Source organism: Pseudooceanicola nanhaiensis (assembly GCF_020171315.1).
GTDB classification, from domain to species: domain Bacteria; phylum Pseudomonadota; class Alphaproteobacteria; order Rhodobacterales; family Rhodobacteraceae; genus Pseudooceanicola; species Pseudooceanicola nanhaiensis_A.
The window spans coordinates 103549-127863 of the sequence record NZ_JAIUZP010000013.1; the positions used below are offsets into that span (position 1 = coordinate 103549).

The window sequence follows — 24315 nt, forward strand, 5'->3', positions numbered from 1 at the left end:
CGCCGTGCGGCGTCTCTTTTCGGCGCAGGGCACATCTTGTATGCCCGTGGGGCGAGAGGCAAGAGGAGCCGCCGATGCTGGGATATGTCAGTGCCGCCGGACAGGGCGAGGCGGACGAGCTGATCCGCGCCGTGGCCACGCGGTTGCGCGGGCAGGGGCTGCGGCTGGCCGGGGCGGTTCAGGTGAACCTCGAGACCGACCCGGCGCATAAATGCAGGATGGATCTGCACATCCTCTCGGGCACCGAGGTGGTGCGCATCTCGCAGGACCTCGGCACGCTGGCACAGGGCTGCCGGCTGGATCCGGAGGGGCTGGAGCGCGCCGTGGGGCTGGTGCAGGCGGCGCTGGCCGAGGGCGCGGATCTCGTCATCGTGAACAAATACGGCAAGCAGGAGATCGGCGGGCGCGGCTTCCGCCCGGTGATCAACGAGGCGCTCGGCGCAGGGGTGCCGGTGCTGACGGCGGTGAACCCGGACAATATCGCGGCCTTCGAGGCCTACGCCGAAGGCATGGGCGAGGCGCTGCCGCCGGAGGAAGACGCGGTGCTCGACTGGGTGGCGCGGGTCCGGGCCTGAGGTTGGGCCTGAGATTGGCCTGACATTTGTCTGAAGCGGCGGCCTGACATCGGACCTGACACGCGGGCCCTGACATTGGTCCTGTCACTGGGACCCTGACGCTGGGGCCGCGCGCGACGCGCTGCCATGCAGCGCCGCCATGAGACCCATGCGCCTGCGGGCCTTGCCCGAGGACGGCGGCGGCGATAGCGAGGGCTGTTGCCGCTCTGCCGAAAGGTATCCCCCATGATCATCCGCAAACGTCCCAGCATGCTGGCGCTCTTCTTCGTGCTGCGCGGATCCGTGATCCAGCAGATCTGGGTGCAGGTGGTCTTCGTGGTGCTGATCTCCATCGGCGTGGTCTATGCGCATCGCAACCTGCCGGGCCTCGTGCCCTCGGTCGATCCGGCGCCCTTTGCCATGATCGGGATTGCGCTGTCGATCTTCCTCAGCTTCCGCAACAGCGCCTGCTATGACCGCTGGTGGGAGGCGCGCAAGCTCTGGGGGCTGATGATCCAGTCCGCGCGCGACATCCTGCGCCAGACCATCGTGCTGGAGGGGACGGAGGCGCGGCGCGTGCTGCTGATGGCGGTGATCGACTACGCCCGCCGCTCGGGCGCGCAGCTGCGCGGGCAGGGCGGTGCGGCCACGGCGGACGAGGCGCTGACCGAGGCCGGGCGGATCGTCTCGACGCTGGAGCGGGACGGGCGGCTGACCGCGCCCGAGACGCTGGTGCTGCACGAGAGCCTGAACCGCATGGCCGCGGCCCACCTCGGCTGCGAACGGCTGGCAAGCACCCCGGTGCCCTTCGCCTACATGCTGCTGCTGCATCGCACCGCCTATATCTACTGCGTGATCCTGCCCTTCGGCTTTGCCGATACGCTGGGATGGGTCGCGCCCTTTGCCGCCGGGCTGGTGGCCTATGCCTTCTTCGGCCTCGACGCGTTGGCCGAGGAGCTGGAGATGCCCTTTGCCCGGGGCCAGAACGCCATGCCGCTGACCGCCTATGCGACCCATATCGAGATCTCCCTGCGCCGGGGTCTGGGAGAGACCGACCTGCCCGAGATACCAAAGCCGGTGGATTTCGAGCTGACCTGAGGCTCTGAACGGCCCGTTAGAGACGGTTTTGCCTTCGCGAAGGGGCCGCCTCCCTGCGGCCTGCGAGGGGCGCCTGATCGCGGCAGGCGCGCAGCCCTCACCGCAGATTTCACGGTTCCGATACCCCGGCGTCATGAAATCATCACCTCCGAGGCGCATCTGTCGCTGCAACTGCAAACGACCGGTTCCAAGGCTGTGGTCTCTCCCCTGTCCGACGCCCCTTTCACCACGGATCCAGACCCGCTGACGGCGGCCGCGCCGCAGCGCCCGGCCAAGCCGCGGCTGCGGGTCAAGACGCTCTTCCTCTCGGACCTGCACCTCGGGGCGCGGGCCGCACGGCCCCGGCAGGTGCTGGAGTTCCTGCGCGCCTACGAGGCCGAGACGATCTACCTCGTCGGCGATATCCTCGACATCTGGCATGGCGGGCGGGTGCATTGGACCGAGGCCACCGAGGCGGTGATGCAGGACCTGCGCCGCCGGGTGGCCGAGGGCACGCGGATCGTCTACCTCGCCGGAAACCACGACGCGGTGCTGCGCTATCCCGGCGCCACGCTGCCCGAGGGCTGGACCCTGCGCGAGGCCATCACCCACCGGGCCGGTGACGGGCGGCGCTACCTCGTGCTGCATGGCGATCAATGCGACAGCCGCCTGATGCGGTGGCATTTCATGACCCGTCTCGGCAGCCGCGCCGATGCGCTGCTGCGCGGGATCGATGCCTGGCTGGGCCGATACCTGCCCGCCCGCGCGCCCGGCCGTCCGAGCCGGATCGAACGCGCCATCGGGGCCTTCAACGGGCTCTTCGTCATGGCGGGCCGTTTCGAGGGGCGCCTCGTGGCGCTTGCCCGGGCCAGCAAGGCGGACGGGGTCATCTGCGGCCATTCCCACAAGCCGATGCTGCGCGAGATCGACGGCAAGATTTACGCCAACTGCGGCGACTGGATCGATAGTTTCACCGCCCTGACGGAAACTTTCGACGGGGTGCTGCGTTTGGTCGAGTGGGCCCCGCAGGCATCGACAGCCGGGGCGGCCCTGCCCTTCGGGGCCTTGGCAAAGGACGTATGAGACGTGTTGGACGAACTCCTGCTTGGCGGCATCGCGGCTGCCTCCCTGACGGCCCATCTGGGCAGCAACGCTCTCGCCATCCTCAGACCCTTCCTCGTGAACCGGCGCGGCAGCGACACGACCTTCCGGCCCCATGTGACCCTGATCCGCCCGGTGAAGGGCGTCGATCCCTATGACCGGGTCACGCTGGCCAGCTCCTTCGAGCAGGACTACCCGAGCTATGACATCGTCTTCTGCGTCGAACACGCGGAAGACCCGGCCTGCGCCCTCGTCCGGGCGCTGATCGCCGCGCATCCGGAGGTGCCCGCGCAGTTGCTGGTGGGCGAGAGCCGGATCAGCGCGAACCCCAAGCTGAACAATGTCGAGAAGGGTTGCGACGCGGCGCGGGGCGACTGGTTCGTCATGGCGGATGCGAACCTGATGCTGGGGCCCGATTACCTTGCCACGCTGGCGGACAGCTGGTGCGAGGGCACCGGCCTCGTCTCGGGCCCGCCGCTTGGCGCGGTGCCCGCGAATTTCTGGGGTGCGGTGGAATGCGCCTTCCTCAACACCAACCAAGCGCGGTGGCAGCTGGCCGCGGATGTGCTGGGGCTCGGCTTTGCGCAGGGCAAGACGCTGTTCTGGAACCGCCGCATCCTGAACGCGGGCGGCGGTCTGCCGGCTCTTGGCCATGACACGGCGGAGGACGTCGGCTCCACCAAGCTGGTGCGCGGGCAGGGGCTGCGGGTGCGGCTGCCCCGGCGGCTCTCGCTCCACCCTGTCGGGCGGCGCACGGCCAAATCCGTCTGGGACCGGCAGCTGCGTTGGAGCATCATCCGGCGCGAGGGCTTTCCGGTGATCTTTGCCGCCGAGGCTTTGCAGGGGCCGGTGGCCGGGCTTCTCGCGCTCTTGCTGATGGCGTTGCTCGGCGGGCACGCGGTGCTGCCGTTGATCTACCTGACGCTCTGGTACGGGGCCGAGATCCTCTTTACCCGGGTCTATGGCCTGCCCTTCGCCCCCCGCGATCTGGCAGCGATGATGCTGCGCGACGGGATGCTGGCGGCGATCTGGGGGACGAGCCTCTTCCGGCGCGGCTTTGACTGGCGCGGCAATGCGATGGCCGCCGAACCGGCGCGCTGAGATGTTGGGACTGGAAACCGTCACCCTGCTGATCGGGAAATACGGCCTCGCCCTCGTCGCGCCCGTGGCGGTGATCGAGGGGCCGATCGTCACGGTGATCGCGGCCTGGCTGGCCTCCACCGGGCGGTTCGACCTCTGGTCGGTGATCTGCGTCGTGATCCTTGCGGACCTGATCGGGGATTTCATCGCCTATGGCATCGGCCGCTGGGGCCTGACCCGCCTGCCGGACGGCTGGCTGCGCCGCCTCGGGCTGCGCCGGGCGCGGCTGCGACATCTGAGCGGGCATTTCGCCCATAAGGGCGGGCGCACGCTGATCATCGGCAAAATCACCCATTCGATGGGCCTTCCGGTGCTCGTCGCGGCCGGCATGGCGCGGATGCGGATCGCGGCCTTCCTGTGGTTCAACCTGCTGGGCACCGTGCCCAAGAGCCTGTTCTTCGTCGCGCTCGGCTACGGCTTCGGCCATGCCTACACGCGGATCGACGACTGGATCGGGCGGGTCTCGCTGATCCTGCTGGTGGCGACACTGGTCGCGTTCGGCTGCTGGCTCTTCTACCGGAGGACGCACCGATGAGCGATCTGCGTTTGAGCTGCATCATCCCCGCCTACAACGAAGCCCCCCGGATCGCGCGGGTGCTGGAGGTGACGCTGGCCGCCCCCGGAATCGACGAGGTGATCGTCGTCGACGATGGCTCTGCCGACCGGACCGCCGCGATTGCTGAGAGCTTCGACGACCCGCGTCTGCGGGTGATCCGGCTGACGCGGAACGGCGGCAAGACGCGGGCCGTGGCCGAGGGGCTGACGGTCGCGCGGGGCGCCTACGTGATGTTCCTCGACAGCGATCTGACCGGGCTGACGCCTGCCCATCTGTCCCAGCTGGCCGCCCCGGTGCTGGAGGGGCGCGCGGGCGCCTCGATCAGCCTGCGGGGCAATGCGCCCCGGACGTGGCACCTGCTGGGGCTCGACTACATCTCGGGCGAGAGGGTAATGCCACGGGCGCTGCTGCTGGACGAGATCGCGGCGCTGGACCGGCTGCCACGGTTCGGGCTGGAGGTCTTCATGAACCGGCTGTGGATCGCGGCGGGGCTGGAGATCGCCGTGGTGAACTGGCCCGACGTGGCCAGCCCCATGAAGCACGAGAAATACGGCCTGATCGTCGGGATCCGGGCCGATGCGGGCATGATGCGGGACATTTTCCGCACCATCGGGCCGATGACCGTCCTGCGCCAGATCCGGGCGATGCGCGGGCGCCGGGTGCAGACTGGCTGAGGCGCGGCGAAACGGCAACGCAAGTCAGGGTTTGCGGCCGGCACGGGATGGCCTTGCCGGTGGATTGCGCTAAGTCGCCACGCGACCGCCCCTGTCGCGCAGCCTCCCCCTCTGGCGCGGCATGGCCCAGAAATGCCTAACCAGACGTGGTGACATGAGAAGAACGAAGAGCTGGATCACCTCCCTGCTGATCCTCCTGACCGTGACGATGGGCCTTGTGGCCCCGTCAGGGTCCCTCGCCCAAGAGGCCGCCGCCTCGACCGAGACCTCCGAGACACCGACGCCCAGCAACCTCGACCTGCTGTTGCAGGTGATCGAGAATGACGACAGCCGCGCCGCGCTGATCGATGAGTTGCGCGCCGCGCAGACGGAGAGCGAGACGCCTGCCGACGACAAGATCGTCGAGACGCTGGCCCCCGAGGGGCAGGTCCCGTCCGAGAGCCTGTCCTTCGGACGCCGGATCGCTCTGATCACGCAGGAGGTGGCCGAGGATACCGCCTCCAACCTGCAGAGCGCGTGGCATCAGATCACCATGGCGCCGCAGGTCTTTCGCGGGCTGAACGGATCCGAGGCGGGCGTACTGCTGGAGGCGCTGAAGGAGCTGGCGCTTGTCATCGTTGTGACGGTCGCGGTCTTCCTCGTGCTGCGCCGGATGGGCAAATCGCTCTATGGCCGCATGGGCGCCACGGCGCAGAACAGCGGCATCGTGCGGACCGTCGCGCTCTTCCTTGCCTCGGTGATGATCGACGCGCTGATCGTCGTCGTCTCCTGGGCCGTCGGCTACCTGATTGCGACCCTGTTCCTGGGGAATTTCGGCCAGATCGCCATTCGCCAGACGCTCTACCTGAACGCCTTCCTGCTGGTGGAACTGGCCAAGGTCGCGGTGCGCATGGTGCTCTCGCCCTCGGCGCGCTACCTGCGGCCGATGCCGATCTCGAACGAGGCGGCAAAGTACCTGACGCGGCGGCTGAACTTCATGGTCGGCCTCGTGGGCTATGGCCAGCTGCTGATCGTGCCGATCATCAATGGCAATGCCTCCTTCGCCGCCGGGCGTGCGGTCTCGGCGCTGATTGCGCTGATCGTGGTCGCCCTTGCCATCTGGATGGTGCTGCGCAACCGGCGTGACGTGGCCGCCTGGCTTGAGCGCGGGGGCCAGTCCGAGGCGGACTATGCCGAGGAACAGGAGTTCCACCTCAAGGCCGAGCAGGAAGAGGCCGCGCTGGACTCCGCCGTGGCCGAGCCCACCGAGGACGGCGAGGGTGTCGAGACGGTGACCACCATGCGGGAGGAATTCCCCATGGGCACGCCCGAGACGCCCAAGCGCCGCGCCAATGCCTTCGAGTTCCTCGTGCGGCACTGGCACTGGCCGGTCCTGCTCTACCTCGTCAGCATGCTGGTGGTGGTTCTTGTGCAGCCGGGCGATGCCGCCTTCCGCTCGATGCTGAACTCGGCGCAGGTGCTTGTCGTGGCCCTGCTGGGCGTGATGCTGTCGGGTGTGCTGACGCGGGTCATGGTGCGGGGCGTGCAACTGCCCGACAACGTGACCGCGCGGCTGCCCCTGCTGGAGAAACGGCTGAACACCTTCGTACCCAAGGCGCTTTTCGTGCTGCGGTTCGTGATCTTCGTGATGGTCGTGGTCTTTGCCCTGAACGCGATCAGCGTGATCGACCTGAAGTCGTGGATGGCCAGCCAGTTCGGCCTGCAGGTGACGAGCAAGGTCTTCTCCGTCGCCGCTGTCCTGCTGGTGTCCTTCGCGATCTGGGTCGCGCTGACGTCCTGGGTGGATTACCGCCTGAACCCCGAGTTCGGCTCTGTCGCCACCTCGCGGGAACGCACGCTGCTGACCCTGCTGCGCAACGCGGCGACCATCGCGCTAATCATCATCACGGCGATGTTCGTCCTGTCCGAGATCGGCCTCGACATCGCGCCGCTGCTGGCCTCTGCCGGGGTGCTGGGTCTGGCCATCGGTTTCGGGGCCCAGAAGATGGTGCAGGACATCATCACCGGTATCTTCATCCAGTTCGAGAACGCGATGAACGTGGGCGACGTGGTGACCGTGGGCGGGACCACCGGCTCGGTCGAGCGTCTGACGATCCGCTCCGTCAGCCTGCGCGACGTGACCGGCGCCTTCCACGTGATCCCCTTCTCCTCGGTCGACATGGTGACGAACTACGTGCGCGAGTTCGGTTATTCCGTCTGCGACATGGGCGTGGCCTACCGCGAGAATCTCGCCGAGGTGAAACAGGCCATGGTGGATGCCTTCGAACAGCTGCGCGCTGACCCGGATCAGGCCAAGAACATCATGGGCGATCTGGAGTGGTTCGGCCTCAACAGCTTCGGCGACAGCGCCGTGGTCGTCCGGACCCGGATCAAATGCGTCGCGGGCACCCAGTGGGGTGTGGGCCGCGCCTACAACGGCGTGCTGAAAGAGATCTTCGATGAGCGCAACATCGAGATCCCCTTCCCGCACCAGACGATCTATCTGGGCGAGTCGAAGGACGGCAAGACGCAGCCCTTCCTGATCCGGAAGGACAAGGCCGGCGAGACCGCCTGAGCCCTGCAGGCTGTGACATGAAAAAGGCCGGGCCCTGCAAGGGGTCCGGCCTTTCTGTCTCTGATCGGGCGCTCAGGCCCGGATCAAGCCCGGCTCACGCGCGGTACTTGGCAAGGAACATGGCCACCGCCTCGCGCGCAACGTATTCGATTTCCTCCGCCGTTGGCTCATCCTCGCGCCGTCCGAACATGCGCGCGCGCCAGGTACCGGTGGTGGCGAGTTCGACGAATTGCGCCGCGGCCAGTTCGAAATCCGGCACCACGAGGGTGCCCGCCTCGGTTTCCTCGCGCAGGAAGCCGTGCAGCCGTCCGAGGAAATGCGCAGCCCCCGCGTCATAGAACCGGCGGCCGAGGTCCGGCATCCGCTCCACCACGCTGATCACGATGCGCTGCGCCCGGATCACTTCCTCCGAGTTCAGCTGTTCCGACAGGCCCATGGCATAGGCCAGCAGCCGTTCCTCGATGCTGCCTGCCCCGACGAGCCGTTCGAAGATGCCGTCGAAGAAATCCTGCCGCTTCTCCTCGACAAGGGCGACGAAGAGGTCTTCCTTGTTCTCGAAGTAGACATAGAGCGTGCCCTTCGACACGCCCGCCGCCTTGCAGATGCTGTTCATCGAGGCGGCGTCAAAGCCCTGTTCCACGAAGACACGCCAAGCGCCCACCAGAATTTGGTGGCGCTTCTCCGGGTCTTCGCCCGCGGCGTGGCGGCGCTTGAGCGCGCAGGCCTCTGCCTTCTCTGTGTGATCTTGCATGGTCATATGTGCCATATAATCGAACCGACCGGTTCGATGAAGTCTTGATTTTGCACCGCGACCTTTCTATGTCGTGTCGAACCGAGCGGTTCGATTGGCTGCTCGCACCCCCTGCACGCCGATCCGAAAGCGCCCCCCATGTCCCGCCAAGACCGTATTGACCCCGCCACCACCCCTGCCTCTTCCGTAAAGGCCGCCCCGCAGGCGCCCGCCGCCCCGGCGGAGACCCCGCCGAAGGGCCGCAAGAAGCGGGTGCTGGGCGGCGTTGCGCTGATCGCGCTGCTGGTCGGGGGCTGGTACGGCTATGGCTGGTGGACCGAGGGCCGCTTCATGGTGGGCACCGATGACGCCTATGTGCAGGCGGACCTCTCGCTCGTCTCCTCCAAGCTGCAGGGCTATGTCGAGGAGATTCCGGTGCAGGCGAACCAGCATGTCGCCAAGGGGGACGTTCTGGTGCGGATCGAGGACGGTGACTATCGCATCGCGCTGGAACAGGCACAGGCCAAGCTGCCGACGCTGGAACGGACGCTGGCCCGGATCGACGCCCAGACCGTTGCCGCCCAAGCCAGCGTGACCCAGGCCGAGGCCGAACTCTCCGCCGCCGAGGCCGCGCTGCGCACCGCGCAGACGGCGCAGGTGCGCGCCGAGGGGCTGGCTGCGCGCAAGGTGACCTCGCAGGCCGATCTGGATGACGCCAATGAGACGCTGGAGACCGCCAAGGCCAACCGCGCCGCCGCCGTGGCCGCGATCAAGGGCGCCGAGGCGCAGGTCGAGGTGCTGAAGGCCGAACGCGCCGAGAGCGAGTCGAACCGGCGCGAGCTGCAACTCGACATCGATCAGGCGCAGCGTGACCTCGATCACACCGTGCTGCGCGCCCCCTTCGACGGCACCGTGGCGAATATCGCGATCGAGGAGGGCGAGCTGGTCAGCGTCGGCGCCCGTCTGGCCGCCGTCGTCCCGGATCACGGGCTCTACGTCGAGGCGAACTTCAAGGAAACGCAGCTGGCCGGCATCACCCCCGGCGAGACGGCACGGCTGAGCGTCGATGCCTTCGACGGGCACGAGATCAAGGGCAAGGTGGTCTCCATCGCCCCCGCCACGGGCTCTGTCTTCTCGCTGTTGCCCGCGGACAATGCCACCGGCAACTTCACCAAGATCGTGCAGCGGGTGCCGGTGCGCATCGAACTGCCCGAGGGCACCGAGGGCCTGCGCGCGGGCCTCTCCGTCGAGGTTGAGATCGACCGGCGCACCGCCCCGCTGGGCACCGCCGTGGCACAGGCGCTGAAATGAGCGCCGCCCCACATCAGGAACCCGAACTGACGCCGCGCCGAGTCGCGGCGTTCGTCGTCATGGTCTTCGGGATGTTCATGGCGATCCTCGACATCCAGATAGTCTCGGCCTCGCTGCCTGAGATCCAGGCCGGTCTCGGGGCGTCGTCGGACGAGATCAGCTGGGTCCAGACCTCCTACCTGATCGCCGAGGTCATCATGATCCCGCTCTCCGGCCTGCTGGGGCGGATGATGTCGACGCGCTATCTCTTCGCCGTCTCGGCGGCGGGGTTCACGGCGGCCTCCTTCATGTGCGCCACCTCGACCACGATCAACGAGATGATCCTCTGGCGTGCGCTTCAGGGCTTCCTCGGCGGAGGCATGATCCCCTCGGTCTTCGCGGCGGCCTTCACCATCTTCCCGGCCTCGAAACGCTCCATCGTCTCGCCGATGATCGGCCTCGTCGCCACCATGGCGCCGACCGTGGGCCCCACCGTGGGCGGCTACCTCAGCCACGCGATCAGCTGGCACTGGCTGTTCCTCGTGAACGTGCCCGCGGGGATCGGGGTAACCATCGGCGTGCTCGCGCTCGTGGATTTCGACAAGCCGGAGTGGAAACTCTTCGACAGTTTCGACTGGATCGGCCTTGGCGCGCTCGCCTGTTTCCTCGGCGCGATGGAATACGTGCTGGAGGAAGGGCCGGGCAACGACTGGTTCCAGGACGAGTTGGTGGCCGTGCTCTTCGTCGTCATGGTGATCGGGGGCATCACGACCTTCTGGCGGGCCTTCACGCGGGAAAACCCGGTGGTGGATTTCTCGGCCTTCGGGAACATGAACTTCGCCGTGGGCTCGATCTTCAGCTTCGTCATGGGGATCGGGCTCTACGGGATGACCTATCTCTACCCGCTCTACCTCTCCTCGATCCGGGGCTACGACAGCCTGATGACCGGGCAGACGGTCTTTGTCTCGGGCCTCGCGATGTTCTTCACCGCACCGCTGGCGGGGATCCTGTCGTCCAAGATGGACTTGCGGCTGATGCTCCTGCTGGGCTTCGTGGGCTTCGGCACCTCGTCGTGGATGCTCACCGGCATGACGGCGGAGTGGGACTTTTACGAATTGCTCTGGCCGCAGGTGCTGCGGGGGATATCGCTGATGATCTGCATGGTGCCGATCAACAACCTCGCCCTCGGGACGCTGCCGCCGGAGAAGATGAAGAGCGCCTCTGGCCTCTACAACCTGATGCGGAACCTCGGCGGGGCCGTGGGGCTGGCGCTGATCAACACGCTGCTGACGGATCGCGGCGCACTGCATGCCGCCCGGCTGAAGGAGGCGCTGAGCTGGTCCAACCCCGAGGCGCTGCGCCAGCTGAACATGATGGCGGCGAACCTCACCGCGCAGGGTGTGGACGGCGAGAGGGGCGCGCTGTCGCAGATGGCGGGCCGGGTGACGCAGCAGGCGACGGTGATGTCCTTCATCGATGTCTTCACCCTGTTGACGCTGCTCTTTGCTGGGCTGGCAGTGCTGGCGCTCGCCATGAAGCCGCCGCGGGCGGCGGGGGCAGGCGCCGGGCATTGATCCCCGGGACAAGGAAACGGGCGCGGGGGAAACCCGCGCCCGTTTGCGTCTCTAACCGGCGGTTTCGGCCCTGATCACTGCGCCGCGAGGCGATCCTGCGGGCCGGTCAGCTTGCGCCATGCCTGATACTGCGACAGGAAGATCTCGCCGTTCAGGTGCTCCAGCAGGTGGGTCGAGCGCAGCTTGTCCATCACCGGGCCCTTCACCTCGGCGAGGTGCAGGCCCACGCCCATGTCGCAGAGCCGGGTGTTGATCGTCTCAAGGCTTTCCAGCGCCGAGAAGTCCACGTCGTTCACCGCCGAGAACATCAGCACCACATTGCGCACCGCCGTGCCCTCGCTCACGCGGGCCTGAAGCAGGTCTTCGAGGAAGCGGGCGTTGGCGAAGTAGAGGCTTTCATCCACCCGCAGCATGACCACGTCGGGGTGGGTTTCGACGTCATGGCGCAGGATGTTGCGGAAATGCTCGGTCCCCGGCACGAGGCCCACTTCGGCCACGTGGGGGCGCGAGGTCTTGAAGAGGTGCAGCAGGATCGAGAGACCGACACCGGCCCCGACACCCGCTTCGACGCCGACCAGCAGGGTCAGCAGGATCGTGGCGGCCACGGCAAGGAAATCGGCCCGGTTGTAGGCCCATGTCTTCTTGAGGATCGAGAAATCCACGAGGCTCAGGACGGCGACGATGATCGTCGCCGCCAGCGTCGCCTTGGGCAGGTAGTGCACCAGCGGCGTCAGGGCGACGGCGGCAATGGCAAGGCCCACGGCGGTATAGGCACCCGCGGCCGGGGTCTCGGCGCCCGCGTCGAAGTTCACGACCGAGCGGGAGAAGCCCCCGGTGACCGGGAAACCGCCGGTGAAGGCCGCGCCGAGGTTGGCGGCGCCAAGGCCGATGAGTTCCTGATCCGGGTCGATCTTCTGGCGCTTCTTCGCGGCCAGCGTCTGCGCGACGGAGACGGATTCGACGAAGCCGATGATCGAGATCACGATGGCCGGCACCAGCAGCTGTTGCAGCAGCGACGGCGAGAGGCCGGGCAGGGTGAAGGGCGGCAGGCTCTGGGGCACCTCGCCCACGATCTTGACCCCGTGACCGTCAAGACCGAGGCCCCATGCCGCCAGCGTCGTGGCGACGACGGCGGCGACGGGACCGGCCTTGGTGGCCACATCGGCCATCTTCGGCCCCAGCCCCATGGAGCGCAGCAGCGGCTTCAGCCCCTTGCGGACCCAGAACAGGAAGCCGGTCGCGGCAAGGCCGATCACGACGGTGATCCAGTTCGTCTCACCGATATGCTCCAGCAGGCTCATGAGCATTTCGGGCAGCGTGTGCCCGTCGGCGCTGACGCCGAGGATATGCTTGAGCTGGCTGGTGGCGATCAGGATGCCCGAGGCGGTGATGAAGCCCGCGATCACCGGGTGGCTGAGGAAGTTGGCGAGAAAGCCGAGCCGGAAGAAGCCGAGCGCCATCAGGAAAACGCCCGAGAGCAGCGCCAGCGTCAGCGCCGCCACGGCATAGCCCGCGGTGCCCTGCGTGGCGATCTGGCCCACGGCGGAGGCGGTCAGCAGCGAGACCACGGCCACCGGCCCCACGGCAAGCGCCCGGGAGGTGCCGAAGATCGCATAGAGGATGATCGGTGCGATCGAGGCATAGATCCCCGCCTCGGGCGGCAGCCCGGCGAGCAGCGCATAGGCCAGCGATTGCGGGATCAGCATGATCGTCACGATCACGGCGGCGATCATGTCGTTCGAGAAGGCGTCGCGGTCGTAGCGGCGGCCCCAGTCGAGGATGGGCAGGTAACGGCGAAGGCGGGCGGGCATGGCGTGTCTCGATCAGGGAGGGGCAGGAGGCCGGGGCGCGGCGGGCGCCCCGGCGATGGATCACTCGGCGGAGGCAGAGAGCGGCGTGGGCTTGGCCATCCACTCTTTCCCCTTCAGCATCGCCTTCCAGTAGACCGGCGGCAGGATCTTCTCCTTCAGCAGCCAGGCGGCGCGGGTCGGCTTGGTGCCGTCGATCAGCCAGCGGGGGAAGGAAGGCTTGAGCGTGCCGCCGTAGCCGAATTCCGCCAGCACGATCTTGCCGCGTTCCACGGTCAGCGGGCAGGAGCCATAGCCGTCATACTGCGCCGTGGGAGAGCGCCCGGCAATGTCCGCCACGATGTTCTCGGCCACGACGGGGGCCTGCATCCGCGCGGCGGCAGCGGTCTTGGCGTTGGGCGCGTTCATCACGTCGCCGAGGCTCCAGACGTTGTCGTAGGTCTTGTGGCGCAGGGTGGCCTGATCCACGTCGACCCAGCCCGCGGCATCCGCCAGCGGCGAGACCTTGATGAAATCGGGTGCCGTCTGCGGCGGGCAGACGTGGATCATGTCGAATTCGGTCGTGACCTCGGTCGGCTCTTCGTCGGGCTTGGCGACCTTGAAGGTCGCGGTCCGGGCCGGGCCGTCGATCTTGGTCAGCGTGTGGAAGAAGTTCAGCGTGGTGCCGTATTTCTCGATGTAGGACATCAGCGCGGGGACGTAGTCCTTGACCCCGAAGAGCACGCCACCGGCGTTCATGAACTGGATGTCGATGTCCTTCAGCACCCCGGCGCGGTTCCACGCGTCGCCGGAGAGATACATCGCCTTCTGCGGCGCACCGGCGCATTTGATCGGCATCGGCGGCTGGGTGAAGAGCGCGCGGCCCTTCTTCAGCCCCTGCACCAGTTCCCACGTATAGGGCGCGAGGTCGTAGCGGTAGTTCGAGGTCACGCCGTTGCGGCCCAGCGTCTCCTCCAGCCCCTCGACCCCGGCCCAGTCGAGCTTGAGCCCCGGGGCCACCACGAGGCGGTCGTATTTCACCACCCGGCACCCGTCGAGGATGACGGCATTGTTCTGCGGCTCGAAGGCGGCGACGGCGGCCTTGATCCATTTCACCCCCTGCGGGATGAGAGAGCCCATGGTGCGCTCGGTCTCGCTGGCCTCGAAGATGCCACCGCCGACCATGGTCCAGCCAGGCTGGTAGTAGTGGATACCCGCCGGGTCGATCAGCGCGATCTCGAGGTCGGGCTTGCGGGCCTTGAGGCTGGCGGCGACGGCGATGCCGCCTGCACCGGCGCCCACGACGACGACCTTGTAATGCGCATCCCCGGTGTCGGTCGGGGTCTTGCCACCGTTGGCGATCCGCCGGGCGACACCGTTCATGTCATAGCCGGCGGCCCGGGTCTTGGCGAGGATCTCGGGCAGGGGGCGACGGGTGGCCTCGGCCAGCGACCACAGGGTGGTGGAGCGGGTCCCGGTGCGGCAGTAGGCAAAGATCGGGCCCGGCATCACGCGCAGCGCCTCGGCAAAGGCCTGTGCGTCCGCGTCCGTCACCATGCCCGACGTCACGGGCAGGAAGCGGAACTCGATCCCCTGCGCGGCGGCCTCCTGCGCGATCTCCTCATGACCGGGCTGGTCCGCGCCCTCGGCGTCGGGGCGGTTGCAGATCAGGGAGCGGTAGCCCGCCGCGGCCAGCTCTGCCACGTCGGCGCGGGTGATCTGGGGCCCGACGCTCAGGTCGCTGTCGATGGTATGGATGTCCATGGTGTTCCTCCTCCGGAACGGGGTGATGGCTGGCGGGGGGCCGTGGTCCCCCGCGTGGCGTCTCAGCGGCGACCGAAATCCGCGGTGGTGACGACGCCATCGCCGTCCCGGTCGAGAATCTTCAGCCACTCGGGCACGGCGGCGGCGAATTCGGCCTCGCTCACCTGACCGTCGCCGTCGGCATCGTTGAAGGCGCGTTCCATCCCGCGGTTCGCGGTCTCCATGCCCTTGCCGTGGCCGGCGTTGGTCTCCATGTCCGCGGCCCGGGTCTCGTCGAAGAGGTCGTATTCCTCGGGAGAGAGCATCCCGTCCTCGTTCTCGTCGAACATGTAGAAGACATCGGCCCGGCGGGTTTCGAGCTCGGCCAGGGTCACCTTGCCGTCGCCGTCCGCATCCCAGCCTTCGATGAAGTGCTGGCCGGGCTGGTTATCCTGCGCGAGGGCAGGGCTGGCCGCGAGGGCCAGAAGAAGTGCTGCGTATTTCATGGGTCTGTCCTTCAGAGGCCGTTCAGCGGAACCTTGAGCATCGGGCGGCCGTCCTTGTCGGTCGGCACTTCGCCCGCGCGCATGTTCACCTGCAGCGAGGGGATGATCAGCCGCGGCATGGCCAGCTGCGCATCGCGTTCGGTCCGGAAGCGGACGAAGTCTTCCTTCGTCTTGCCGCCGCCGACGTGAATATTGTGCGCCTTCTCGTCGCCCACCGTGGTTTCCCACTGGATGTCGCGGCCGTTGGGGCCGTAGTCATGGCACATGAAGAGCCGGGTTTCGTCGGGCAGGGACAGGACCTTCTGGATCGAGTCGTAGAGCGTTGCCGCATCGCCGCCGGGGAAGTCGGCCCGGGCCGACCCGCCATCAGGCATGAAGAGCGTATCGCCGACGAAGGCCGCGTCGCCCATCACATGCACCATGCAGGCGGGGGTATGGCCGGGCGTGTACATGGCAAAGGCCTGCATCCCGCCGATCTGGTAGGTGTCGCCGTCCTCGAAGAGCGCGTCGAACTGCGAGCCGTCACGCTGGAACTCGGTCCCTTCGTTGAAGATCTTCCCGAAGGTGTCCTGCACCACCATGATCTTGGCGCCGATGCCGATCTTGCCGCCCAGCTTCTGCTGGATGTAGGGCGCGGCCGAGAGGTGATCGGCGTGGACATGGGTCTCGATGATCCACTCCAGCGTCAGGCCGCGGGCCTCGATGTCGGCAATCATTCGGTCGGCGTGATCATAGGTGATCCGGCCGGCGGCGTAGTCGATGTCCATGACGCTGTCGACGATCGCGCAGGAGGCGCTGTCGGGGTCTTTCACGATATAGCTGATCGTGTTGGTGTCCGGGTCGAAATAAGCGGTGACTTCGGGCTTCACGGACAGGTCGATCGGGTAGTCGGTCATCGTGTCTCCTCCACGAGATACGGGGAATTAGCCATGGGCGCGCTTCGGCTCGACGATGCCCTGCTCCAGCGGGGCGATCCGGTCGAGAAGCTGGCCCCGGTTCGCCGAGATATCGGCAAGGGTCAGGTCATCGAGTACGGCCATGAAGGCCGCGGTGGCTTTCTGCATCGCTGCCGACAGGCGGCAGATGCCCAGCAGGGGGCAGGTGTTGGTCTCGGCGTTGAAGCATTCGACCAGTTCGATCGGCCCCTCGGTGAGCCGGATCACGTCGCCCACGACGATCTCCGCCGCGGGACGGCCAAGGCGGAAACCGCCGCCGCGCCCGCGCACGGTCTCGAGGAACCCCGCCTTGCCAAGCTCGTGGACGATCTTGACGATATGCGGCCGGGCGACCCCGTGGACCTTCACCACGTCATCCACCCGGACCAGCTGAGGGGCCTTCAGCGCGGCCAGTTGCAGCGAGCGGAGAGCGTAGTTGGAATAGCTGGTCAGTTTCATTCAAAAATCAATATGTGTTTTTAAGTTATAGGTCAAGTATAACTTTGATCGCGTCTCCGCCTGCGCGGAATGTCGGCCGAGACCACCTACGGGTGCGTGTGGTTGAGCGGGACCGCAAGCGTCTAACCTATTGAATTTGCGCCGATATATTCTGCCCTCCCAGCGACCCTACCCCCACGACCCAGCGAGCGACAGCGCGCCGCTTCCCATCCGTCATGAGAAAACTTTGATGTGAAGTAAGAGTTAAAGGGCATCTCGGCCCGGCCCTTCGCTCCGGTGAGCGCAGCCCCACGCAACGACGGGGCAGGGGGCCGTTTGGCGGCCTTCCTGCGAGTGGCGGCGGCGCTGTTTTGCTGTGAGATGAGTGCGCCGGGGCCCCTTTCAAGCCGGTCCGGCGGCGCAGGAACCGGTCCTCGATTCGGCTGCTTACGTCATGTTTTCAAGCAGTTCTGCAGCTGCAAAGCTTGGTGCAACTGCGGCAAGTGCTTGATCGGAAATATGTTTATGAAAAGTAATTAACTAAAGTAATAGTTATTGAAAGTCATAAAGACATGTGGCTTGATGAGGGTGGGAGGAAGATGGATGACGCAGCATACAGCGAAACAGGAGGTTGAGGAGACCGATTGCGCTTCTGACGAGGCGATGCGGGAATTCCTCGGCTACAGCCTGAAGCGGGCCTACATGGTCTCGCACAAGAACGCCTCCGAGGCGATCGAGCCCTTCGGGCTCAAGGTTCGCTCCTTCTCGGCGCTCACGCTGATCGTGTCCAACCCCGGTATTCCCCCCTCGCGTCTTGCGGAAATCCTGCAGATCGAACGCTCCAACCTCGTCCTGATCATGGACGAGCTGGAGACCCGTGAATTGATCAGCCGGACCCGTGACCCGCAGGACCGACGCCGCTTTGCGCTCAACGCCACGCTGCGCGGCAAGCGGTTGCAGGAGAAGGCCGCGGCGGCCTCCGCCGCCCGGCAGGAGAAGATCATCTCGCGGCTCACCACCGCGGAATACGAAACGCTGCAGGCCCTCCTGAGGAGGTTCGAGGAAGGCTCCGACAGCTAGGCCGCGCCACAGGCGCACCGGCCCGCCCCCGGCAAACGCGGCGGACCCAAGGGAGGACTACATGAAAACTCTTCTGAAACCGGCCAGCCTGGCCGGAACGATGGCGCTCACCCTGGCGATGGCCAGCGGGGCCCAGGCGGACACGATCCGCGCCACCAGCAGCTTCGGCCCGGCGCACCCGATCGCGGTGCACGCCTATCCCGAGATCAGCGCCCGCCTGTCGGAGTTCACCGATGGCGCATGGGACCTGAACGACACGCCCGGCGGTCTCGTGGCGCCGCCGGACATGTCCTCGGGCCTGCGCGATGGCGTGACCGAGTTCGGCACCCTGCTGATGCCCTATTTCCCCGCCGAGTTCCCGGAAGCGGCCCTGCCGACCGAGCTGTCGATCCTCGGATCGAACAACCTCGTCATCTCGGCAGCGGTGACCGAGTACCTCGCCACCTGCGGTGACTGCCAGTCCGAGTTCACCGAGAACGGGCAGGTCTTCCTCGGCACCGATGCGACGCCGCCCTACAACCTGCTGACGGTCAAGCCGATCCGCTCGGTCGAGGATGCCAAGGGCATGCGCCTGCGTACGGGCGCCCCGCTCTATGCGAAGTTCGCGGATGCCATCGGCGCGGAGGCGACGCAGATTTCCTCCTCCGAACTTTTCGAGTCGCTCAGCCAGGGCGTGATCGACGGCACGTTCAGCGCCAACCACGAGATTATCGCCAACCGTCTGGGCGACATCATCAAGTATGTCACCGTGGTGCAGGAAGGTGTCTACAACGGCGCGGCCCCGGCCATGGCGAGCGCGCTGCTCTGGGTCCGGATGGCGCCCGAAGAGCGCCAGGCCCTCGCCCGCGCCTCGCAGTACGGCATCGCCAAGGAACTCTACGGCTTCAACGAGGATGCGGCCAAGGCCCGCGAGGATGCCTCGATCGAGTTCATCGAGATGGACGAGAGCCTGAAGGCCGCGAAAGAGGCCTATAACACGCAGCACCTCGCCAACGCCGCCGCCATCCTGGGAGAGCGCGGCGTGAAGGACGCGCAGGCCAAGATCGACCGCTACACCGCGCTCGTCGAGAAGTGGGAAGGCCTGATCACCCCGGACATGAGCTACGAGGACATGGCCGAGCTCCGCTACACGGAGATCTTCGCCCCCCTCGACATGGCCGGCTACGGCGAGTGAGCCAGTGACCGTCCCGGTCCGGCCAAGCGCCGGACCAGAGGGCCCTTCGGGGCCCTCCTCCCCCGGGTGACCCGGTTTCGAAGGAGAAGACCATGAAGACCGTTGAACGGTGGATCAGCCGGATCAGCATTCTCTTCGCGTCGCTGATCGTGCTTGCGATGATGCTCCAGGTGGTGATCGACGTTGCGATGCGCAAGTTTCTGGGCGCGGGCTTTCCGGCCACCGCCGACATCGTCAGCCGGTACTACATGGTGTCGGTCAGCTTCCTGCCGCTGGCCATGACCGAGGTCGGGCGCCGGCATATCTCGGCCACGATCTTTACCGATGCGCTGCGGGGCCCGGCGCGGAGCGCGGTGCAGTTCCTCGGCATCGGCCTGTCGCTGGCGGCCTTTGCGCTGCTGCTCTACGGGACCACGCTGGAGGCGCTGAAACAGACCGCCAAGGGCGCCTACGTCGAGGCCGGCATCCTGAACGTGCCCACCTGGCCCAGCTACTGGATCCTGCCGGTCTCCTTCACCCTGATGGAAATCATGCTGCTGCTTCGGTTCGTGGAATTCCTGCGCGGCGTCTACCGCGACGACCCCCATGATCCGCTCGAAGAAGTCGACAGCCCCCTGAGCGAGGCAAAGTGATGGATCCCTTCGTTATCGGCCTTCTTGCCCTGTGTTCGCTGCTGCTGCTGATCGGCCTGCGGGTTCCGATCGGGGTCAGCCTGATCACGGTCTCCTTCCTCGGGATCTGGGCCATCGTCGGCCTGCGCCCGGCGATGAGCCTGGTCTCCACCATCCCCTATTCCTCCACCGCCAGCTGGACGCTCTCCTCGATCCCGATGTTCCTGCTGATGGGCTACCTCGCCTTCCACTCCGGCCTGACCCGGGGTCTCTTCGAGGCGGCCCGCGTCTGGTGGGGCTGGATGCCCGGCGGCCTTGCTGTGGCCTCGCTGGCCGGTGCGGGCGGTTTCGCGGCGGTTTCCGGCTCCTCGGTGGCCTGTTCGGCCGCCATCGGCCGGATCGCCATCCCCGAGATGCACCGCCAGAACTATGACCTGCGGATCGCCACCGGCTCCGTCGCTGCAGGCGGCACCATCGGCGCGCTGATCCCGCCCTCGATCATCCTGATTCTCTTCGGCATCCAGTCGAACAGCTCGATCAACGAGCTCTTCGTGGGGGGCCTGATGCTGGGCCTCGCGTCGCTGGCCTTCTATGTCGCCGCCGTCATGGTCTACTGGCTGCGCAACCCCGAGCGCCTGCCGCGCATCACCGACACCCCCAAGGGCGACCGCTGGCGCAAGACGCTGGAGATCTGGCCGGTGCTGCTGCTGATCGTCTCGGTTCTGGGCGGGCTGTTCGGCGGTCTCTTCACCGCCACCGAGGCCGGGGCCTTCGGCGCCTTCATGACCATCGTCATCGGCGTCCTGCGCCGCAGCCTCAGCTGGGTGCGCTTCAAGGAAAGCCTGATCGACACGCTGCTGGCGGCGGGCGCGCTCTTCATCATCGCCTTCGGGGCCAACCTCTTTACCAAGCTCGTCGCGATCTCGGGCCTGTCGCGGGAGGTGAGCCAGTTCGTCGAAGGGCTGGGCCTTGGCACCAATGGCCTGCTGGTGATGATCGTCCTGATCTACCTCGCGCTCGGCATGTTCCTCGAACCCATCGGGGCGCTGATGCTGACGCTGCCGCTGTTCCTGCCGCTGATCGGTGTGCACGGCATCGACAAGATCTGGTTCGGCGTCCTCGTCGCCAAGCTGCTCGAGATCGGGATGATCACCCCCCCGGTCGGGCTCAATGTTTTCGTCATTCATTCCGTGGCCCGGGACTACGTGAAGCTCGAACAGATCTTCGCCGGTATCCTGCCCTTCCTCTTCGCCGACCTCCTGCTGGTCGCGTTGATGTTGGCCACTCGCACATTCTTCTGAGGAGGAGGCAATCATGCAGATCAAGGACAGTGTCGCGCTCGTCACCGGCGGTGGCAGCGGGCTGGGAGAGGGCACTGCGCGCCGCCTTGCAGCCCAAGGCGCCAGGCTCGCCATCATGGACCGCAGCGCCGACGCCGCCGCCCGGGTGGCCGAGGCGACGGGCGGCATCGCCCTTGCTGCCGACGTCACCGACGTGGAGGGAGTGGGCGCTGCCTTCGACAAGATCACCGAGGTCTATGGCACCGCGCCGCGTATCCTCGTGAACTGCGCCGGGATCGGCACGGCAAGCCGCATCCTGCCGCGTGACGGGGGCCTGTCGGTCGACATCTTCGAGAAGACGATCCGGGTAAACCTGATCGGCAGCTACATCCTGCTGAACCACGCCGCGCGGGCCATGTCCGCGCTGGAGCCGCTGGACGAAGACGGTGCGCGGGGCGTGATCATCAACACCGCCTCCGTCGCCTATCAGGACGGACAGATCGGGCAGGCCGCCTATGCCGCCTCCAAGGGGGGCATCGCCTCGCTCACCTTGCCGGCGGCACGGGAACTGGCCCGGTTCGGCATCCGGGTGATGACCATCGCGCCGGGCCTCTTCGAAACGGCGATGAGTGCGGGCCTCACGCCCGAGGTGCGGGCCTCGCTGGAGGCGGGCCTGCCGTTCCCGTCCCGCATGGGGCGGCCCGATGAATATGCGCAACTGGTGCAGCAGATCGTGGAGAACCCCCTTCTGAATGGGGAAATCATCCGCCTCGACAGCGCCGTCCGGCTGGCACCCAAGTGACCGGCGCGGAAAAAGGGAGACAAGATATGCTCAAAGGCACCTACACGCAGGCCAGCTACGAGGGCCAGGTGGCCGAACTGGAACTCATCCGCGAGGACAAGCGCAATGCGATGTCCGAGGGGCTGATGTCCGAGATCGAGGCCTTCTATCGCAACCTGCCATCCGACATCCGCGTCGTGATTCTGCACGGCCGCGGCGGGCATTACTGCTCGGGGCTGGACCTCGCGGAGCACGTGGCGCGCACGCCCGAGGCGGGCGTCTACCATTCCCGCGAATGGCACCGGGTGATGGACATGATCCAGTTCGGCGGCCCGGTGACGATCAGCGCCATGACCGGCGCGGTCATCGGCGGCGGGCTTGAACTGGCCACGGCCACCCACGTCCGCATCGCGGAACCCTCGGTGATCTTCCAGCTGCCGGAAGGGCGGCGCGGGATCTTCGTGGGCGGTGGCGCGACCGTGCGGGTGGGCCGCATCCTCGGCCCCGACCGGATGGTCGAGATGATGCTGACCGGGCGCAAATACGACGCCGAAGAGGGCCTGCGCCTCGGCCTGTGCCACTATTCGGTTGAGGAGGGCGGGGCCCTGCCGCTCGCCCGCAAGCTGGCGCTGAAGATCGCGGCGAACGCCCCCATGTCCAACTACTTCATGGTCAATGCGCTGACCCGGATCGGGGACATGTCGCGCAGCGAGGGCCTCTTCACCGAGAGCCTCGCCGCAGCACTGGTGCAGACCACGCCCGACGCCGAGGAGGGGCTGAAGGCCTTCCTCGAGAAACGCGAACCCAAGTTCCGCTGACCCGCGCCCATGGGAGGAGAGACCATGACCATGACGATGGAGAGGACAGCCGCCCCGGCCGATCCGGCGGCCCGCGCCGAATGGGCGCGGCAGAATACCCTCACCCGCTACCTGCCGCACAAGGTCGAACGCGAAGACCGCGCCGATGGCACGATCCTGCTGCGCTCGGCCTATGCGCTGCCCGAACCGGTGCGCAACACCGGCGCATGGCTGCATCGCTGGGCCGAGGAGGCGCCCTACCGGGTGGCCGTGTCCGAACGCCCGGTCGAAGGGCCGGGCTGGCGCAACGTGACCTATGCCGAACTGCTGGAGCAGGTGCGCGCGGTCGGGGCCGGGCTGCTGGCCCGCGGGCTGGGACAGGACGACACGATCGCGATCCTGTCGGGCAACGGGCTCGACCACCTGATCCTGACGCTTGGCGCGCAATACGTCGGGGTCCCGGTCGTGCCGCTGGCCGAACAGTATTCCCTTATCACCGAGGCGCATGGCCGGTTGCTCTACGTGATCGACAAGGTCAAGCCGAAGCTCGTCTTCGTCGATGACGCCTCGCGCTACGCCGCCGCGTTGACCCTCCCGGAGCTTGGCGGCGTGGAAGCGGTGGCGGTGCGCGGCACCGCCCCGCGGCCCATCACCCGCTTCGCCGAACTGCTGGAGACCGAAGTGACCGCGGCGGTGGACGAGGCCCACGCGCAGGTCGGCCCGGAGACGCTGGCCAAGATCCTCTTCACCTCCGGCTCCAGCTCCGATCCCAAGGGGGTGCTGACCACCCATGGCATGATGTGCGTGAACCAGATGCAGTTCTGCACCGCGCTGCCCTTCGTCGAGGACGAGCCGCCGCGGGTGACCGACTGGCTGCCCTGGAACCACGTCTTCGGCGGCAGCGCGAACTTCAACCTCGTGCTCTGCCGCGGTGGCACGCTGACCATCGACAACGGCAAGCCCACCGCAAAGGGCTTTGCCACAACGCTGAAGAACCGCATCGACCGGCCCGGCACCATGGCGTTCAACGTGCCCGTAGGCTGGGGCATGATGGCCGAGGCGCTGAAGAAGGACCCGAAGCTGCAGCATCACCTGCTGAAAGACCTGAAACTGGTCTTCTACGCCGGGGCCTCGCTGCCGCAGGACGTCTGGGAAGCGATCGAGACCTATTCGATCGCGGCGCGGGGTGGTCTGCCGCTGATGATCTCCAGCTGGGGGCTGACGGAAACCGCGCCCTCCTGCCTCATCGTGCATGAGCCGATCGGGCGGTCCGGGGTCATCGGCGTGCCGCTGCCGGGCGTGACGGTCAAGCTGATCCCCGACGACGACATGCGCTGCGAGATCCGCGTGAAGGGCCCGAACGTGATGCCGGGCTACTACAACGATGACGAGCGCACCGCGAAGGCCTTCGACGACGAGGGGTTCTTCATCACCGGCGACGCCGTGCGCTTTGTCGATCCGGAAGACGCGGCGCGCGGTCTGATCTTCGACGGCCGCGTCTCGGAGGACTTCAAGCTCGAAACCGGGACATGGGTGCAGGCCGGGATGCTGCGGATGTCCGTGCTGAAGGAACTTGCCGGGCTCGCGCAGGACGTCGTGATCTGCGGCCATGACCGGGGCGAGGTCGGCCTCTTCGTCTTCCCCGCCGCCGATGCTGTGACCGAACCCGCGGACACCACCGGCGGCGCGATCTCCGATCCGCACCTCATGGCAAGGATCGAGGAGGCCCTGCGCGCCATGAATGCCCATGTGACCGGGTCCGCCAAGCGGATCACCCGCGCCCTGATCCTGGCCGAGCCGCCCTCGGTCGAGGGGCACGAAGTCACCGACAAGGGCTCGCTCAACGTCAACAAGATCCTCACGCGCCGCGCCGACCTGCTGGAGCGGCTCTACGACAACGAAGATCCCGCCCTGATCAGGGTCTGAGGAGGCA

The 24315-nt window shown here is 66.9% G+C and carries 22 protein-coding genes; 16 read left to right on the top strand and 6 right to left on the bottom strand.

What is annotated here, in order from left to right:
- The first annotated feature begins 74 nt into the window (after positions 1–74).
- The 7 genes from LCM32_RS19515 (at position 75) to LCM32_RS19545 (ending at position 7656) form a co-directional block, all read left to right on the top strand.
- Positions 75–575 carry a DUF2478 domain-containing protein gene (locus LCM32_RS19515; protein ID WP_224822763.1) on the top strand — a complete coding sequence of 167 codons (501 nt, stop codon included), beginning with the start codon at positions 75–77 and terminating at the stop codon, positions 573–575.
- A 225-nt stretch (positions 576–800) separates the two neighbouring features.
- Positions 801–1652: a bestrophin family protein gene (locus LCM32_RS19520; protein ID WP_224822764.1), complete on the top strand. Its 852-nt coding sequence runs from the start codon at positions 801–803 to the stop codon at positions 1650–1652.
- Positions 1653–1847: 195 nt separating this feature from the next.
- Positions 1848–2714, top strand: coding sequence for a UDP-2,3-diacylglucosamine diphosphatase (locus LCM32_RS19525; protein WP_318246207.1), 867 nt, complete (start codon positions 1848–1850; stop codon positions 2712–2714).
- A 3-nt stretch (positions 2715–2717) separates the two neighbouring features.
- On the top strand, positions 2718–3833 hold the full coding sequence (locus LCM32_RS19530) for a glycosyltransferase (protein ID WP_224822765.1): 1116 nt from the start codon (positions 2718–2720) through the stop codon (positions 3831–3833).
- 1 nt (position 3834) lies between these two features.
- Positions 3835–4407: a DedA family protein gene (locus tag LCM32_RS19535; RefSeq protein ID WP_224822766.1), complete on the top strand. Its 573-nt coding sequence runs from the start codon at positions 3835–3837 to the stop codon at positions 4405–4407.
- Positions 4404–5102: a glycosyltransferase family 2 protein gene (locus tag LCM32_RS19540; RefSeq protein WP_224822767.1), complete on the top strand. Its 699-nt coding sequence runs from the start codon at positions 4404–4406 to the stop codon at positions 5100–5102. Before LCM32_RS19535 ends, LCM32_RS19540 begins: the two co-directional genes overlap by 4 nt.
- A 154-nt stretch (positions 5103–5256) precedes the next feature.
- Complete coding sequence (locus LCM32_RS19545) at positions 5257–7656, top strand: mechanosensitive ion channel domain-containing protein (protein ID WP_224822768.1); 2400 nt, start codon at positions 5257–5259, stop codon at positions 7654–7656.
- Between the two features lie 94 nt (positions 7657–7750).
- Here the strand turns inward: LCM32_RS19545 and LCM32_RS19550 are convergent, their stop codons facing one another.
- Entirely contained in the window at positions 7751–8407 is a 657-nt protein-coding gene (locus LCM32_RS19550; RefSeq protein WP_224822769.1) for a TetR/AcrR family transcriptional regulator, read from the bottom strand.
- Between the two features lie 138 nt (positions 8408–8545).
- Here LCM32_RS19550 and LCM32_RS19555 point away from each other — a divergent pair, with 138 nt between their 5' ends.
- Both LCM32_RS19555 and LCM32_RS19560 read left to right on the top strand, forming a co-directional pair.
- Entirely contained in the window at positions 8546–9697 is a 1152-nt protein-coding gene (locus tag LCM32_RS19555) for an HlyD family secretion protein (RefSeq protein ID WP_224822770.1), read from the top strand.
- Complete coding sequence (locus tag LCM32_RS19560; RefSeq protein WP_224822771.1) at positions 9694–11250, top strand: DHA2 family efflux MFS transporter permease subunit; 1557 nt, start codon at positions 9694–9696, stop codon at positions 11248–11250. Before LCM32_RS19555 ends, LCM32_RS19560 begins: the two co-directional genes overlap by 4 nt.
- 74 nt (positions 11251–11324) lie before the next feature.
- Here the strand turns inward: LCM32_RS19560 and LCM32_RS19565 are convergent, their stop codons facing one another.
- The 5 genes from LCM32_RS19565 to LCM32_RS19585 all read right to left on the bottom strand — a co-directional run bounded on the left by LCM32_RS19565 (position 11325) and on the right by LCM32_RS19585 (position 16680).
- The gene (locus LCM32_RS19565) at positions 11325–13061 is read right to left on the bottom strand and encodes a SulP family inorganic anion transporter (protein WP_224822772.1); all 1737 of its coding nucleotides are present in this window, start codon (positions 13059–13061) and stop codon (positions 11325–11327) included.
- A 60-nt stretch (positions 13062–13121) separates the two neighbouring features.
- Entirely contained in the window at positions 13122–14801 is a 1680-nt protein-coding gene (locus tag LCM32_RS19570) for a bifunctional protein tyrosine phosphatase family protein/NAD(P)/FAD-dependent oxidoreductase (protein WP_224822773.1), read from the bottom strand.
- Positions 14802–14863: 62 nt separating this feature from the next.
- Positions 14864–15286, bottom strand: a complete 423-nt coding sequence (locus LCM32_RS19575; protein ID WP_224822774.1) for an EF-hand domain-containing protein — start codon at positions 15284–15286, stop codon at positions 14864–14866.
- 11 nt (positions 15287–15297) lie between these two features.
- Positions 15298–16182: an MBL fold metallo-hydrolase gene (locus tag LCM32_RS19580; RefSeq protein WP_224822775.1), complete on the bottom strand. Its 885-nt coding sequence runs from the start codon at positions 16180–16182 to the stop codon at positions 15298–15300.
- A gap of 27 nt (positions 16183–16209) precedes the next feature.
- Entirely contained in the window at positions 16210–16680 is a 471-nt protein-coding gene (locus tag LCM32_RS19585) for an Rrf2 family transcriptional regulator (RefSeq protein WP_224822776.1), read from the bottom strand.
- A gap of 582 nt (positions 16681–17262) precedes the next feature.
- On the opposite strand from LCM32_RS19585, the gene LCM32_RS19590 reads away from it, so the two are divergent.
- The 7 genes from LCM32_RS19590 to LCM32_RS19620 all read left to right on the top strand — a co-directional run bounded on the left by LCM32_RS19590 (position 17263) and on the right by LCM32_RS19620 (position 24308).
- Entirely contained in the window at positions 17263–17739 is a 477-nt protein-coding gene (locus tag LCM32_RS19590; protein ID WP_224822777.1) for a MarR family winged helix-turn-helix transcriptional regulator, read from the top strand.
- A gap of 61 nt (positions 17740–17800) precedes the next feature.
- Complete coding sequence (locus tag LCM32_RS19595) at positions 17801–18913, top strand: C4-dicarboxylate TRAP transporter substrate-binding protein (RefSeq protein ID WP_224822778.1); 1113 nt, start codon at positions 17801–17803, stop codon at positions 18911–18913.
- A gap of 92 nt (positions 18914–19005) precedes the next feature.
- Entirely contained in the window at positions 19006–19545 is a 540-nt protein-coding gene (locus tag LCM32_RS19600) for a TRAP transporter small permease (RefSeq protein ID WP_224822779.1), read from the top strand.
- The gene (locus LCM32_RS19605) at positions 19545–20825 is read left to right on the top strand and encodes a TRAP transporter large permease (protein WP_224822780.1); all 1281 of its coding nucleotides are present in this window, start codon (positions 19545–19547) and stop codon (positions 20823–20825) included. Before LCM32_RS19600 ends, LCM32_RS19605 begins: the two co-directional genes overlap by 1 nt.
- A gap of 13 nt (positions 20826–20838) precedes the next feature.
- Positions 20839–21606: an SDR family NAD(P)-dependent oxidoreductase gene (locus LCM32_RS19610; RefSeq protein WP_224822781.1), complete on the top strand. Its 768-nt coding sequence runs from the start codon at positions 20839–20841 to the stop codon at positions 21604–21606.
- A gap of 26 nt (positions 21607–21632) precedes the next feature.
- A complete protein-coding gene (locus LCM32_RS19615) occupies positions 21633–22403 on the top strand; it encodes a crotonase/enoyl-CoA hydratase family protein (RefSeq protein ID WP_224822782.1) in 771 nt (256 codons plus the stop codon).
- 24 nt (positions 22404–22427) lie between these two features.
- Positions 22428–24308: a feruloyl-CoA synthase gene (locus LCM32_RS19620; protein WP_224822783.1), complete on the top strand. Its 1881-nt coding sequence runs from the start codon at positions 22428–22430 to the stop codon at positions 24306–24308.
- The last annotated feature ends 7 nt before the right edge of the window (positions 24309–24315 follow it).

Excerpts from the sequence above, each read along its gene's own strand:
- LCM32_RS19515 (WP_224822763.1), top strand. The coding sequence starts at position 75 with ATGCTGGGATATGTCAGTGCCGCCGGACAGGGCGAGGCGGACGAGCTG.
- LCM32_RS19520 (WP_224822764.1), top strand. The coding sequence starts at position 801 with ATGATCATCCGCAAACGTCCCAGCATGCTGGCGCTCTTCTTCGTGCTG.
- LCM32_RS19535 (WP_224822766.1), top strand. The coding sequence starts at position 3,835 with ATGTTGGGACTGGAAACCGTCACCCTGCTGATCGGGAAATACGGCCTC.
- LCM32_RS19540 (WP_224822767.1), top strand. The coding sequence starts at position 4,404 with ATGAGCGATCTGCGTTTGAGCTGCATCATCCCCGCCTACAACGAAGCC.
- LCM32_RS19545 (WP_224822768.1), top strand. The coding sequence starts at position 5,257 with ATGAGAAGAACGAAGAGCTGGATCACCTCCCTGCTGATCCTCCTGACC.
- LCM32_RS19550 (WP_224822769.1), bottom strand. The coding sequence starts at position 8,407 with ATGCAAGATCACACAGAGAAGGCAGAGGCCTGCGCGCTCAAGCGCCGC.
- LCM32_RS19555 (WP_224822770.1), top strand. The coding sequence starts at position 8,546 with ATGTCCCGCCAAGACCGTATTGACCCCGCCACCACCCCTGCCTCTTCC.
- LCM32_RS19560 (WP_224822771.1), top strand. The coding sequence starts at position 9,694 with ATGAGCGCCGCCCCACATCAGGAACCCGAACTGACGCCGCGCCGAGTC.
- LCM32_RS19565 (WP_224822772.1), bottom strand. The coding sequence starts at position 13,061 with ATGCCCGCCCGCCTTCGCCGTTACCTGCCCATCCTCGACTGGGGCCGC.
- LCM32_RS19570 (WP_224822773.1), bottom strand. The coding sequence starts at position 14,801 with ATGGACATCCATACCATCGACAGCGACCTGAGCGTCGGGCCCCAGATC.
- LCM32_RS19575 (WP_224822774.1), bottom strand. The coding sequence starts at position 15,286 with ATGAAATACGCAGCACTTCTTCTGGCCCTCGCGGCCAGCCCTGCCCTC.
- LCM32_RS19580 (WP_224822775.1), bottom strand. The coding sequence starts at position 16,182 with ATGACCGACTACCCGATCGACCTGTCCGTGAAGCCCGAAGTCACCGCT.
- LCM32_RS19585 (WP_224822776.1), bottom strand. The coding sequence starts at position 16,680 with ATGAAACTGACCAGCTATTCCAACTACGCTCTCCGCTCGCTGCAACTG.
- LCM32_RS19590 (WP_224822777.1), top strand. The coding sequence starts at position 17,263 with ATGACGCAGCATACAGCGAAACAGGAGGTTGAGGAGACCGATTGCGCT.
- LCM32_RS19595 (WP_224822778.1), top strand. The coding sequence starts at position 17,801 with ATGAAAACTCTTCTGAAACCGGCCAGCCTGGCCGGAACGATGGCGCTC.
- LCM32_RS19600 (WP_224822779.1), top strand. The coding sequence starts at position 19,006 with ATGAAGACCGTTGAACGGTGGATCAGCCGGATCAGCATTCTCTTCGCG.
- LCM32_RS19605 (WP_224822780.1), top strand. The coding sequence starts at position 19,545 with ATGGATCCCTTCGTTATCGGCCTTCTTGCCCTGTGTTCGCTGCTGCTG.
- LCM32_RS19610 (WP_224822781.1), top strand. The coding sequence starts at position 20,839 with ATGCAGATCAAGGACAGTGTCGCGCTCGTCACCGGCGGTGGCAGCGGG.
- LCM32_RS19615 (WP_224822782.1), top strand. The coding sequence starts at position 21,633 with ATGCTCAAAGGCACCTACACGCAGGCCAGCTACGAGGGCCAGGTGGCC.
- LCM32_RS19620 (WP_224822783.1), top strand. The coding sequence starts at position 22,428 with ATGACCATGACGATGGAGAGGACAGCCGCCCCGGCCGATCCGGCGGCC.